11 protein-coding genes are annotated in these 14,511 nt (G+C 43.1%); 9 read left to right on the plus strand and 2 right to left on the minus strand.

All coding sequences use genetic code 11. The annotated features are described in order from the left end of the window. Positions 1-6 precede the first annotated feature (6 nt). The 6 genes from tpiA (at position 7) to IEW67_RS13735 (ending at position 7,251) form a co-directional block, all read left to right on the plus strand. Complete coding sequence (gene tpiA / locus IEW67_RS13710) at positions 7-765, plus strand: triose-phosphate isomerase (RefSeq protein ID WP_188633648.1); 759 nt, start codon at positions 7-9, stop codon at positions 763-765. Beyond that, positions 762-2,297, plus strand: coding sequence for a 2,3-bisphosphoglycerate-independent phosphoglycerate mutase (gene gpmI / locus IEW67_RS13715; RefSeq protein ID WP_188633649.1), 1,536 nt, complete (start codon positions 762-764; stop codon positions 2,295-2,297). Before tpiA ends, gpmI begins: the two co-directional genes overlap by 4 nt. Positions 2,298-2,313: 16 nt before the next feature. Beyond that, on the plus strand, positions 2,314-3,600 hold the full coding sequence (eno, locus tag IEW67_RS13720) for a phosphopyruvate hydratase (RefSeq protein WP_188633650.1): 1,287 nt from the start codon (positions 2,314-2,316) through the stop codon (positions 3,598-3,600). Positions 3,601-4,052: 452 nt separating this feature from the next. Continuing rightward, complete coding sequence (locus IEW67_RS13725; protein ID WP_188633651.1) at positions 4,053-5,534, plus strand: alkaline phosphatase family protein; 1,482 nt, start codon at positions 4,053-4,055, stop codon at positions 5,532-5,534. A gap of 125 nt (positions 5,535-5,659) precedes the next feature. Then, positions 5,660-6,628, plus strand: coding sequence for a nucleoside hydrolase (locus tag IEW67_RS13730; protein WP_188633652.1), 969 nt, complete (start codon positions 5,660-5,662; stop codon positions 6,626-6,628). A 35-nt stretch (positions 6,629-6,663) separates the two neighbouring features. Then, a complete protein-coding gene (locus IEW67_RS13735) occupies positions 6,664-7,251 on the plus strand; it encodes a nitroreductase family protein (RefSeq protein ID WP_229671852.1) in 588 nt (195 codons plus the stop codon). Between the two features lie 433 nt (positions 7,252-7,684). Here IEW67_RS13735 and ptsP read toward each other — a convergent pair whose 3' ends face one another. Next, entirely contained in the window at positions 7,685-9,391 is a 1,707-nt protein-coding gene (gene ptsP, locus IEW67_RS13740; protein ID WP_188633654.1) for a phosphoenolpyruvate--protein phosphotransferase, read from the minus strand. A 68-nt stretch (positions 9,392-9,459) separates the two neighbouring features. Continuing rightward, complete coding sequence (locus IEW67_RS13745; RefSeq protein ID WP_188633655.1) at positions 9,460-10,383, minus strand: alpha/beta hydrolase; 924 nt, start codon at positions 10,381-10,383, stop codon at positions 9,460-9,462. Positions 10,384-10,543: 160 nt separating this feature from the next. On the opposite strand from IEW67_RS13745, the gene secG reads away from it, so the two are divergent. The 3 genes from secG (at position 10,544) to rnr (ending at position 13,957) form a co-directional block, all read left to right on the plus strand. Next, positions 10,544-10,777, plus strand: a complete 234-nt coding sequence (gene secG / locus IEW67_RS13750; protein WP_188633656.1) for a preprotein translocase subunit SecG — start codon at positions 10,544-10,546, stop codon at positions 10,775-10,777. 195 nt (positions 10,778-10,972) lie between these two features. Then, on the plus strand, positions 10,973-11,719 hold the full coding sequence (locus IEW67_RS13755) for an alpha/beta hydrolase (protein ID WP_188633657.1): 747 nt from the start codon (positions 10,973-10,975) through the stop codon (positions 11,717-11,719). A gap of 51 nt (positions 11,720-11,770) precedes the next feature. Further along, on the plus strand, positions 11,771-13,957 hold the full coding sequence (gene rnr, locus IEW67_RS13760) for a ribonuclease R (protein WP_188633658.1): 2,187 nt from the start codon (positions 11,771-11,773) through the stop codon (positions 13,955-13,957). The last annotated feature ends 554 nt before the right edge of the window (positions 13,958-14,511 follow it).

A 14,511-nucleotide genomic window follows, 5' to 3' on the forward strand; every position in this document is an offset into this window, starting at 1 on the left:
GATACAATGCGTCATAAAGTGATAGCCGGAAATTGGAAAATGAATAAAGTCCTATCCGAGGCCGATCAGTTTGCTGAATCTGTAACTGGAAAGTTGCCGAAAGATGATAACGTTGAAGCGATTGTTTGTGCACCGTTTCCATTTTTGCCGTCCCTTGTTGAGAAAGCAAAAGGAAGCCGCTTAAAAGTGGGTGCGCAAAATATGCATTTTGAGGAAAGCGGCGCATATACCGGTGAAGTGAGCCCGATGATGTTGGAGGATTTGGGTGTCACACACGTTGTAATCGGTCATTCTGAACGCCGTGAGCAATTTGCCGAAACCGATGAGTCCGTTAATAAAAAGGTGCATGCTGCATTTAACCATGGTTTGACTCCCATTGTTTGCGTTGGAGAAACGCTTGAACAGCGGGAGGCCAATGAAACTATGAGTCACATTGAAAGACAGGTGCGGACAGGTCTGAAAAAGCTGAGTGATGAGCAAATCGGAACTCTAATGATTGCTTATGAACCGATTTGGGCAATTGGTACAGGCAAAACAGCCTCCAGTTCGGATGCTGATCAAGTTTGTTCACTTATTCGCAGGGTTGTTAAAGATATGACATCAGAAAATATAGCTGAACAGATCATTATTCAATATGGCGGCAGCGTAAAACCGGCAAATATTGATGAACTGCTGGAACAGCCTGACATCGACGGCGCGCTGGTCGGTGGTGCCAGCCTCGATCCGGATTCTTTCTTGCAGCTTGTGGAGGCAGGTACAACATGAGTGATCAAAAACTGGCAGCACTCATTATTCTGGACGGATTTGGGATCCGTGAAGAAGAAATGGGTAATGCTGTCAAACAAGCAAACACTCCTAATTTCGACCGTTATTGGAATCGATTTGCCCATAACCAGTTAACAGCATCCGGTGAAGCGGTCGGGCTGCCTGAGGGTCAGATGGGAAATTCGGAAGTGGGACATCTTAACATAGGTGCCGGACGTATTGTCTACCAGAGTCTGACCAGGGTGAATCTTTCCATTAAAGAAGGGGCGTTCTTTGAGAAAGAAGCGTTCTTAAAATCTGTTCAGCATGCAAAAGATCATGACAAGGCACTGCATATCTTCGGATTGCTGTCTGACGGCGGCGTCCACAGTCATATCAGTCATCTTTTTGCATTGTTGAAACTGGCTAAAGACCATAACCTTGAAAAAGTTTATGTGCATGCTTTTCTTGATGGACGTGATGTCGGACCGCAAACAGCAAAGGAATATATCGCACAAACCGAAGACAAAATGAAGGAATACGGCGTTGGACAGTTTGCAACGATTTCGGGACGCTATTACTCGATGGACAGGGACAAACGCTGGGAGCGTGTAAAAAAAGCATATGATGCCATGGTTTATGGGGATGGACCGACATACCAAAGTCCGTATGATGTGATTGATGATTCCTATGAGAACGGCATATACGATGAATTCGTGGTACCGTCTGTTTTGACGGATAAAAATGGTGATCCGGTCGGTAAAGTGGAGGATGAAGATTCTATCATCTTCTATAATTTCCGTCCTGACCGGGCAATTCAGATTTCCCGGACATTTGCCAACGATGATTTTCAGGATTTTGACCGCGGTGAACATCCGCCGAAAAACCTCGATTTTGTTATGCTTACAGAATTCAGTGAGACAATCGACGGCTATGTTGCGTATAATCCGGTCAACCTGGATAACACAGTTGGCGAGGTTCTTTCACAGAATGACATGAATCAGCTGCGCATTGCTGAAACGGAAAAATACCCGCACGTCACATTTTTCATGAGTGGTGGTCGGGAGAATGCATTCCCCGGAGAAGAACGCGTGCTGATTGATTCCCCGAAAGTGGCGACATATGATTTGAAGCCGGAGATGAGTGTGTATGAAGTGACTGACGCGTTATTGAGAGAACTGGATTCGCAAAAACATAATGCGATCATCCTGAATTTCGCTAATCCGGACATGGTCGGACATTCCGGAAAACTGGAGCCAACCATTGAAGCTATTGAGGCCGTTGATGAATGTCTGGGAAAAGTCGTTGATAAGATACTGGAGCTAGGCGGGAATGCGATCATTACAGCTGATCACGGCAATTCTGATGAGGTTATCACACCGGAAGGCGAACCAATGACGTCTCATACGAAAAATCCTGTTCCGGTCATTGTCACTCAAGAAGATATACAACTACATGATGGCGGTATTTTAGCAGATCTTTCCCCAACGTTATTGGACTTATTGGATATCGATAAGCCCGATGAAATGACCGGTGAATCATTGATTAAATAATAAAAGGAGTGGTTGGATGCCATACATTACAGATGTCTACGCCCGGGAGGTTCTTGATTCCCGCGGCAACCCAACAGTAGAAGTGGAAGTGTTCACCGAATCAGGTGCATTTGGTGCAGCTTTGGTGCCGAGCGGGGCCTCAACCGGTGAGTATGAAGCAGTCGAATTACGCGATGACGACAGCAATCGTTATCTTGGAAAAGGTGTGGAAAAGGCAGTTGAAAACGTTAATGATGTCATCGCACCGGAGTTGATAGGTGTTGATGCAACACGTCAAAATATTATCGATCAGATCATGCTCGAACTTGATGGTACTGAAAACAAAGGTAAGCTGGGCGCTAATGCTATTCTTGGTGTTTCCATGGCAGTTGCACACGCAGCATCCAGTTATTTGGAACTGCCGTTGTATAACTATCTAGGTGGTTTTAATGCCAAGACACTTCCAACACCAATGATGAACATTCTTAATGGTGGAGAGCATGCAGATAATAATGTGGATATCCAGGAATTTATGATTATGCCTGCAGCAGCGCCGACATTTAAAGAGGCATTGCGTACAGGTGCAGAGATTTTCCACTCCCTGAAAAAGGTGCTGAAGTCGAAAGGCTATAATACCGGCGTCGGTGATGAAGGCGGATTTGCACCAAACCTTGACTCCAATGAAGAAGCACTTGGGACAATTGTTGAAGCCATTGAAACGGCCGGCTATAAACCTGGTGAGGAAGTCAAGCTGGCAATGGATGTTGCTTCCTCTGAAATCTATGAAGATGGCAAGTATCATCTGAAGGGCGAAGGGGTTACCCGCTCAGCATCGGAAATGGTTGACTGGTATGAGGATTTGATCAATAAATATCCGATTATCTCAATTGAAGACGGCCTTGATGAAAACGACTGGGAAGGCCATAAACTGCTGACAGAGCGAATTGGAGATCGCGTTCAGCTTGTTGGTGATGATCTGTTTGTTACGAATACAAGCAAACTTTCCCGCGGAATTGAAGAAGGAATTGGTAACTCAATTTTAGTTAAAGTAAACCAAATCGGTACACTGACTGAAACGTTTGAAGCGATTGAAATGGCTAAGCAGGCAGGCTATACGGCTGTCATATCGCACCGTTCAGGTGAGACCGAAGATGCCACAATTGCTGATATTGCTGTTGCTGCAAATGCCGGTCAGATTAAAACAGGCGCCCCATCGCGTACCGACCGCGTTGCTAAATACAATCAGCTCCTGCGCATTGAAGATGAACTGGCAGGCATGGGTGAATATGCCGGTTTGAATGCATTTTATAATTTGAAAAAATAAATGATGTACTCATGCTTAAATAGAAAGATGGCGATCCAAAAGGAGAGCCATCTTTTCTTTTAGCGAGGGCGTCCTGAACTTGAGCGAGAGCGTCCTGAACTTGAGAAGGCTCATCATCCGCCCAAAGAAAGTATTTCCGCAGCGTCTTGAAGCACTTTTTGTATTCAGAATGGAAAAAATCTTTGACTGTGTTGGATTTCATCTCAACTACGCGAATTAAAAGTTAGAAAAACTCGGCATTCGCCTCGTCTTATAGCGAATGCCGAAGCTTATAAGGTCATCCATAATTTATACTTTCTGACGTTGCAAGAAAACTTATAATAGGAGCCTTCCAATAACCATGAGCAGCTTTAAATTAAAATGTTGCAGGGAATAGGTGAAAATGAATTGGACAGTAATAAGACATGATGATTTTATAAAGAGTTTTATTTCAACAGTGAGGATGAAACAAAGTGAATCAACATATAAAACCGTCCAAACCAGTCATTCTATTGAATATCGATTCATTGATGCCTGAGCCGTTGGAAATAGCTGTACAAACCGGAAAGGCACCGGCTTTGAAGTTTCTGATGGAAAATGGCAGCTATAGTCCCAATATGGTCAGTTCTTTCCCTACAATGTCAGTAACGATTGACAGCAGTCTTCTGACAGGCACATATGCTGATCAACACCAAATTCCCGGTTTAAACTGGTTCGATGCCTCCAAAGATGAGATTATTAACTATGGGACCGGATTCAGAGAGACGCGTAAGTCAGGACTTAGAAAAACAGTTCACAATATGCTTTATCGGCTAAATAATGAACACTTGAGCAAGAATGTCACTACCATTTATGAAGAATTGGCAGATAAAGGAATACGATCCGCTTCCATCAATTCCTTTGTTTATCGCGGCAATACACCGCAAAAGCTGCAAGTTCCCGGACTGCTGCGCGGATTCACTCGTTTTACAGATGGTCAGTGGACAGCGGAAGCTACATCGATTTTTTCCTTAGGTGTTTTTTCTAAATTGCGTAAACGAGGTCTGGCAACAAAAGTCGCAGCCGGAAATTATAAATATACTGCCCGGGAGCTTCGTCATTTAATCCGCCGAAATAAACTTCCGGGCTTTACATTTTGCATCTTTCAGGATTTGGATTTGCGCATTCATTTAAAAGGACCGATGGACATAAAGGGAATTGCCAAAATTGACCGCCAAATCCAAAAAACGCTCAATTTATACCCGAGCTGGCAAGAAGCGCTTAACCAAAATGTATGGATGGTTATGGGGGATAACGGTCATTCACCGATGGGATCCAGGTACCGTGACTTTGTGATTGATCTTCGCAAAATACTGAAGAAATACCGTATCGCACGCATTCAGCACGCTATTCGAAAAAAAGATCAGGTCGTACTCAGTGTCAATCAGCGTATGGCATATATTTACATACTGGATGAAACAATACCTCTCTCAGCTGTTACCGAACAACTGGTGAAAGATCCCCGGATTGATATTATAGCCTGGAACTCCGGAAATGGTATTCACATTGAATCAGGCATGAGAAAAGGGTCGTTACATTATAGTCCAGGTGGTGAATATTCAGACATGTACCGGCAAACATGGAACATAAGAGGAAATCCTGATCTTTTGGATTTAACCCTCTCAAGTGATAACAAAATTTCTTATGGTGATTATCCGGATGGATTAGCCCGTATTTACGGTGCCTTGCATTCTCAGCCGGGTCGGTTTGTCATGGTTAATGCAAAACCCGGATGTGAATTTAAAGCCCAATCGACACCGTTCCATCGTGGTGGTGCTGCACATGGGTCTTTGCACAAGCAGGAAACGTTGGTGCCGCTGGTAATCGCAGGGACCACTAATAAGCCAAAGTATCTCCGGGTTGTTGATATGAAACTTTTTATACTTGACTTGCTTGAAAATAATAAATCCCTCTGAACAACACCTTTCTGATGCAACTGGCAACTACAGTAGCTGCAATGGTGTCATTAAATTGGTATAGGACAAATACCTCGGCGAATAATGTTAACTGGGTAACTATTCCAAATTCGGGAGAGGATTTAATGGGACAAAAGGTGCTGGTATTTGGTGATATTGGTATTGACGATACTGTCGCACTGATTTACGGCTATTTTGATAACACGATTGATATTGTTGGGGTCGTAGCCAACTATGGCAATATACCAAGAGAAAAAGCAATGGCAAATGTTAATTACATAAGAGAATGGTTTGATATTGATCCATCAATAGAAGTTGTTTTAGGTGCGGAAAAACCGATGACCGGTGAGATTCCTGAGTTTTTTCCCGAAATTCATGGGGAATACGGACTTGGTCCAATTGAACCACCGCTTGTGAATGAGGGGGGTGTCGTTGAAAATTTCTTTGAGGTTGTTGAAATTATAAAACGATATCACGATCAGGATTTGGTGATTGTTAATATTGGCAGGTTGACGTCGCTTGCCACAATGTTTATTTTGTATCCATTTGTCATGGGAAATGTGCAGCATATTTATATGATGGGTGGGGCATTTTGGGTTCCAGGGAATGCAACAGCGGTGTCAGAAGCCAATTTTTATGGTGATCCGATTGCTGCTCGGCTCGTATTAAAAAATGCATACCCTGTCACGATTGTCCCGTTAAATGTGACCATGCAAGCAATTGCGACACCGCAGATGGTTGATTATATCAGCAGAGTGGGCCGCACTAAAATTATAAAGCCGCTGCTTGACTATTACTACCATTTTTACAAACAGCGGAACCCTGGAATATACGGCAGCCCACTGCATGACGTTGTGACATTAATGGCAACTGTTGATAAAGATATGTTTGTATTCAGGTATCTACCGGTTGACATTATTCAAAGCGAAAATGGGGTAGACAGAGGACAAAGCATTACAGATATCAGACCATATGTGGATCTTCAGGAATCTGAAGCGAATGATGAAAAACACCACCGTATTGCATTAGAGCTCGATTACTGGCAATTTTACAACAAATTTATGTCGATCATGACTGGGCAGGCGTTTCAGTAAATGGCATAATAGATTGAGAGAGCGTTTTGTATGAGGTGATGCCAATCGATATATTAACAGCTATCAAAGCACGCCGATCCATTCACAATTTCAAGCGTGACACAATCGACCATGCTACATTGCGGGAAATTTTCACTTACGGTTCATATGCACCGACGCATTATATGAAAGAGCCATGGAACATAAAACTGTATGAGCGAAATGGTAAGGTGAATTTTGTAGATGCCATCATCGCAAGTTATCAGCGTATAGGCATGCTGAAGACAGCTGATGATCAAAAGACACAAAATATGATTGAATCGATGAAGAAATTTTTATTGCACATTCCACATCATGCATTAATTTATTTTCCTAATGAAGAAGGGCCTGTCCGATATGAGGAAGAATATGCTGCCATTTGTGCCTTCATTCAAAATATTCAGCTGGCTGCCTGGGAATATGGTATCGGAATGCTTTGGACCATCACACCGTATATGCATGATAAAAGATTTGCTGAAGATATTGGTCTTGAAGGCGATATGGTGAAAATTGCGGCTGTGATGCAAATCGGTTATCCGGAAAAAATTCCGCGCGATAAAGGCAGGACGCCGATTGATAATAAACTTGAGTTTATTTCCGAGTGAACAAATGAGAATCGACTAAAGTAAGACTGTCTTAAAAAACAGAACAGCGGCGCAATTATAGCCAAATAGGAAACACCCGGAAAGCCTTGTTGGAATCCGGGTGTTTTTGGTATAACGTCCGATAGCAATCAATATCTTAGTTTTGTTCGAATAGTGGATGGGAGAATCCGTTCTGTCCGGAAAACCCAACTTCAGCGGATCCTCATTCCGCTATTTTCGTCAATGACACCTTTTTCAGCATGTTAGCGGATTCTCATTCCGTTATTTCCTCTTTTTAGCCTAATTTACCCTGTTTTTACTTGAATAGCGGAATGAGGATTCATTAAAGCACTAAATAGGGTGATTTATGCCCATTTAGCGGAATGAGGATCCGTTAGATATGGATAATCCCATTTAGGCAGATCCCCTCATCCGCTATTGGCTTCTTTGAATCTTATTCGGTTTTCTCCTTGATAAACTCTACAACTTCTTCAGTCGTACTCATCGATAGGAGCTTGTCTTTGTAAGAAACCATTTTTTCTTTAGATAATCCGCGCAGCTGCGTACGGGCCGGGAGAATGGATGTTGCGCTCATGCTGAATTCGTCGAGACCGAGCCCAAGCAATGCCGGAATAGCAATCGAGTCCCCGGCCATCTCGCCGCACATACCAACCCACTTGTCTTCAGAGTGTGCTGCCTCAATCACCGTGCTGATTAGATTCAAAATGGCAGGGTGATATGGCTGATATAGATAAGATACGCGTTCATTCATTCGATCGGCTGCCATGGTGTACTGAATCAAATCATTCGTGCCAATACTGAAGAAGTCGACTTCTTTGGCAAACTGTTTGGCTGTCACAGCAGTTGAGGGAATCTCCACCATGATCCCAACCTCAATATTATCCGAAACGTCGGCACCTTCATCTTTCAAGTTTTGTTTTTCATCCAAAAGAATCCCTTTCGCCTGACGGAACTCTTCCAATGTGGCGACCATCGGAAACATAATCTTCAGGTTTCCATGGATGCTAGCCCGCAACAGCGCCCTCAACTGCGGGCGGAAAACATGTTCGTTTTCCAAACAGAAGCGGATGGCGCGGAAACCTAAGAACGGGTTCAGTTCCTCCGGCAAGTCCAAATAGCTTAATTCTTTGTCTCCGCCGATATCAAGTGTACGGACAACAACAGGCTTATCGTTCATTTGTTCAAGGACGGATTTATAGGCATCATACTGCTCGTCCTCGGTTGGCAGTTGATTTTTCCCCATATATAAAAACTCAGTACGATATAATCCGATGCCTTCTCCGCCATTTGAAAGTACGCTTGTTACATCATCCGGGGTACCAATGTTGGCGGCTAGTTCAACCTGTTCCTTATCAGCAGTTATCGTCGGCTCGTCTTTCAGCTTGGCCCATTCTTCTTTCTGCTTTTCAAATTTCTCCTGTTTGGCTTTATAGGCTGCCAGTTCATCATCGGAGGGATTCACAAGCACGTCTCCTGCAATGCCATCGACAATGATCATGTCATCCTGTTTAATAGCATCGGTAATCTTTTTGGTGCCAACAACAGCCGGGATTTCCAGGGACCTGGCCATAATGGCTGAGTGCGAAGTCCTTCCGCCAATGTCTGTTGCAAATCCTTGAACAAACTCCCGATTAAGCTGAGCGGTGTCAGACGGCGTTAAATCATTGGCGATGACAATCACCTTTTCATCGATTAGTGCCGGACTAGGAATGGTGATACCAAGTAGGTGCGCGAGGACGCGTTTTGAAACATCCTGGATATCAGCTGCACGTTCCCGCATGTATTCATTATCCATATTTTGGAACATATCGATAAACATATTGGTTGTCTTTTCCAAAGCCGTTTCAGCCATGACGTTCTCATTTGTGATGTTATCTTTAATGGGGTTAACAAGTTCCGGGTCATCCAGTACAAGTAAATGGGCAGAGAAGATTTCTGCATGCTCATCTCCCATTTGTTTTCTGGTATGTTCCCGAATTTGTTCGAGCTCTTGTTTAGCTGTTTGCAGTGCGTCTTCAAGACGTTCGATTTCTTTATTTGGATTATCAATTGATTTCTTTTCGTAAGTTAATTCCGGAGTGACAAGCTGATACGCCTTGCCGATTGCTATACCGTTTGATGCGGCAATTCCTTGAATCATAATAGTTGACCAACCCTTCGATTGAATTTAACTCCACGTTTCATTTTACACGTACATGCTCCGCCAAATCAAGAATTCTTGCTTGTCAGCCCGATTATCCAGTCCAAAAGAAAACAAAAAATCTCATGCCGATTCTGCTCGTTCAACAACTCATGTCGCCCTTCTTCGGCCAACATGGTTATTACGTGATCGAGACCAGCCTCATTGTATAATTCAGCCACTTTCCAAACACCTTTTGTATAGTTGCCAACCGGGTCTTCGGTACCACTGATAATGAGCATCGGTAAGTCCGCTCGAATGCGCCGGTTATTGTTCGGATTCCGGATGATTAGAAGTCCGGTCATAAGATCCTTGAAAAACCCTGCTGTTGGAATAAACCCACAATAAGGATCATCCATATAAGATTGAATGATCTTTTCATCCCCGGTTAGCCAGTCAAAATGTGTCACTTTATTATGAATGCGTTTGTTATAGGGAGAAAAAACAAGTGTATTCATCAACTTGGATTTTTCTTTGGCGGGTAAAGCAGCAGCAATTTTCATGGCAGTTTCTACAGTGATTCGTGAATGATGGCCTGTACCGGACAACATAACCCCGTCAATAAAATCACTGTATTTCTGGATGTAATGCCGCGCCAGAAATGATCCCATACTATGACCAAACAGAAATACAGGTTTGTCGGGGTAATCCTGTTTGATTTGTTTTGTTACTGCAAACATATCATCTGTTACTTTTTCAAAACCGTTTTCTTCAGCAAAATAACCAAATAATCCCTGATTTTCCGCTGTTTTTCCGTGGCCGCGATGGTCATTTCCATAAATGGCTATATTGTTTTCCATCAGGAAATTTGCAAAATGATCATACCGGCCAATATGTTCAATCATGCCATGAGCAATCTGAACGATTGCCTTGGGCTCCTGTTCAGAAAGTGTCCATTTTTTCAGATGAATGTCGACATTATCCGGACGTGTTAACCAGATCGTTTTCTCCATTAAATCATCATCCATTTCTAAACGCGTGATAAGTATTATAATAGGACGTGAGGTGCAAAACGTCCAAAAATATGCAAGAGATAACTTGCGATGGAAGAGAATGTTATGCTAAAGTACATACTAGAAGCAGAGTGTATCGACTGGGGGTGCTGGTTAACACATGGAAACGTTCGTTCATATAGCATTGTTGATTGATGCCATTATTATGGTAGTTCTTATTTTATTGCAATCAGGAAAAAGTGCCGGCCTTTCCGGAGCTATTTCAGGAGGAGCTGAGCAGCTTTTCGGTAAACAAAAAGCACGCGGAGCGGACTTGTTTCTGCATCGGGGGACAATCGTTACCGGCGTACTGTTCTTTGTTTTAGCGTTTATTAGCGGCTATGTCATTCAATGATAAATGAAAGACTCTTATCAGTGCGATAAGAGTTTTTTATTTTTAACGTCAGAAAGTATAAATGATGGATGACCTTATAAGGCTTCGGCATTCGCTATAAGACGAGGCGAATGTCGAGTTTTTCTAATGGAAACACACTATTCGGGTAAGGTATACTTTATGGATCAGTAATCATAAGAGGAGATGAAACAAACAATGAAAATTAAATTGCCGCAACCATTTACGTTTGAAGCAGGCCCGCGTGCGGTATTGTTATTACATGGATTCACCGGGCATTCAGCAGATGTGCGCATGCTGGGTCGTTTTCTGGAGAAAAAAGGCTACACCAGTCATGCTCCGATTTACCGCGGTCATGGAAAGGAACCCGAAGAGCTGGTGAAAGCGAGCGCCGATGAATGGTGGGAGGACGTTAAAAACGCCTTTTATCACCTAAAAGAACTGGGATATAAAGAAATAGCGATTGCCGGTTTGTCACTTGGCGGGGTGCTGAGTCTGAAGCTTGCATACACTGAAGTGGTTAAAGGCGTCATTCCGATGTGCGCTCCTATGTTTTTCGATAATGAAGAGGAGCTGACAAAAGGATACAAATTTAAAGCAATGGAATTTAAGCAACTGGAAGGAAAAGATAAAGATACGATTCAAAAGGAAGTCCAGGAACTTGTCGATAATTCACGTGATATGTTTTCCGATTTGGGCAACTTAATAACAGAGGTCAATCATAACATTGACTTCATTTACACACCTACGTTTGTTGTTCAGGCGCGCCAGGATGAAATGATAAATACCAACAGTGCCACATACATTTACGAAAATGTTGAAGCAGATCAAAAGACTATCAAATGGTATGAAGAGTCCGGACATGTCATTACGATGGATAAGGAAAAAGAACAACTCTTTGATGATGTCTACCAATTTTTGGAGTCCCTTAACTGGAACGTATGATTATATTTAAGAAAAAACGTGAATAATAGCAGTAGGAAGAAGGTGAGATTTATGAACGGAACTATGCAGGAACGCCTGCACAATTATTTTAATGAACATAGTGAAAAACCGCTATCTGTGGAGGAACTTGAAGAGGCATTAGACCTTGAAGATGCTGTTGAGTTCAAAGAATTGGTAAAAGCACTGAATGCACTTGAGGAAACAGGTGAGCTTGTTCGTACGCGGAAAAACCGTTTCGGTCTGCCGGAAAAGATGAATCTTATCCGGGGACGGATTCAAATGCATGCCAAAGGGTTCGCTTTTTTGATACCTGACGATGATACCCGGACTGATGTCTACATTCATCATTCAGATCTCGCATCGGCTATGAATAATGACAAAGTGATGGTGCGGATTGAAAAGCAACATGATGGAGGAAATAGACCTGAAGGGACGGTTATCCGCGTTTTAGAACGCGCAACACACCAGGTCGTCGGTACGTTCGAAGACAATAAGTCCTTTGGTTTTGTTGTTGCCGATGATAAGCGGATCCCGAACGATATTTTCATTCCAAAAAGTATGAATGGCGGTGCGGTAAGTGGTCACAAGGTAATTGCTCATATTACGAAATATCCAGAGGGTCGGATGAGTGCGGAAGGTGAAATCATTTACATTCTTGGGCACAAAAACGATCCGGGTATTGATATCATTTCAATTATTCATAAACATGGCATTAAAGTAGATTTTCCGGAAGAGGTGTTGGACCAGGCTGCTAATACGCCCGAGCACATCGATTCATCTGATATAGAAAACCGTCGTGACTTGCGTGAGGAACAGATTGTCACCATTGATGGGGCGGATGCAAAGGATTTGGATGATGCAGTTTCCGTTAAACAACTGGAGAACGGGAATTTTCAGCTCGGGGTTTATATTGCAGACGTCAGCTATTATGTGGAAGAGAACACTCCGATTGATGAGGAGGCGTTCGAGCGCGCCACAAGTGTCTATCTGGTCGACCGGGTCATTCCGATGATTCCGCATCGTTTGTCAAATGGTATTTGCTCCTTAAATCCGCAAGTGGACAGGCTCACGCTTGGCTGTGAAATGGAGATCAATACCACAGGCGATGTAGTGAATCACGAAATATTTCAAAGCGTAATCAAGACGGATGAACGTATGACCTATCATGATGTGAATAAAATCCTGAATGAAAAAGATGAGAATCTCCGGGACCGTTACAAACCGCTTGTGCCCATGTTTGAAAATATGGAAAAGTTGGCTGAAATTCTGCGTGCGAAAAGGATGGGCCGGGGTGCCATCGATTTTGATTTTAAAGAAGCTGAAGTACTCGTCGATGATACGGGTAAACCGGAAGATGTTGTACTAAGGGAACGATCAGTAGCTGAACGTTTGATTGAAGAGTTTATGCTGGCAGCGAACGAAACCGTTGCAGAACATTTTCACTGGATGGACGTTCCATTCATACACCGGATTCACCAGGATCCGGATGAAAACAAACTCCAGCAATTTTTCGAGTTTATCGCCGGACTTGGCTATGTTGTGAAAGGAACCGCGAATGAAATTCATCCATCGGCGCTGCAGAAAGTGATTGAGGAAGTGAAAGGCAAGCCTGAAGAAATGATTGTTTCCAAGCTGATGCTGCGCTCGATGCAGCAGGCTAAATATGATCCCGGGAGTATCGGGCATTTTGGGCTGGCAACTGATTTTTATACGCATTTCACGTCACCGATTCGTCGTTATCCGGATTTGACGGTGCATCGCTTGATCAGAACCTATTTGATTGATAAAAAGTTGGACGGGAATACGATCGGCCACTGGAAAGAACGGATGCCGGAAATCGCCCGTCATTCATCCGAAATGGAGCGGGCGGCGGTCGATGCCGAACGTGAAACGGATGATTTGAAAAAAGCTGAGTTCATGCAGGACAAAATCGGTGAAGCGTATACAGGGGTCATCAGCTCAATTACCAATTTTGGGTTATTTGTTGAGCTGGAAAATACAATTGAAGGGCTCGTACACGTTAGCTACCTGACAGACGATTATTACCATTACGATGACCGTAATCATGCGATGATTGGTGAACGCACAGGCAATATGTACAAGATTGGCGAAGAAGTCGATGTACGTGTTGTTAAAGTTAATACGGATGAACGCGTGGTAGATTTTGAACTGGTTAACACAAAAACGCCGAAAAAGAAAAACAAGAAGAAAATTAAGGCGAAAAAAGCAAAGAAATAAGAAAAAGGCATATCATTAAGGCTAATGTGGTGCGTTTTTAGACCATCCTATTAGCCTTTTTTATTTCAACGTCAGAAGGAAAAACTTCGGCACTCGCTATAAGACGAGGCTATGCCTTAGTTTTTACATGAATAGCGGATGGGAGGATTCATTGTAACGCTAAAAAGGGTGGTTTATGTCTATTTAGCGGAACGAGGATCCGTTCTTTCCGGAAAATCCGGCTTCGGCAGATTCTCCCATCCGCTATTTACTTCCTAGAAACGTGGGCTTGGACATAGGGGGAGTTTCCGAGACAAAATTTAGCTGTGAACAACGTGGAAGAGAGATGTATCCGGGATGTTATAAAGGCATGCGTGGACAGAACTATAGATTATCGGATATTCTATAGTTTGGCTAAACAGAAAAGGACCGGGCCGCACTTTGCCCGTTTTTTCTAAAAAGATAAGAAAGTATAAATTTTTGGCTCTACCACAGTGTTGTTTACTGTGGTATCTTTAATGTATGGAGAAAAATATTATGAAGCAAATCTTTTTTGATAGTAATCAACATTGGGA

It is taken from the genome of Lentibacillus kapialis (assembly GCF_014646635.1).
Lineage (GTDB): Bacteria > Bacillota > Bacilli > Bacillales > Amphibacillaceae > Lentibacillus > Lentibacillus kapialis.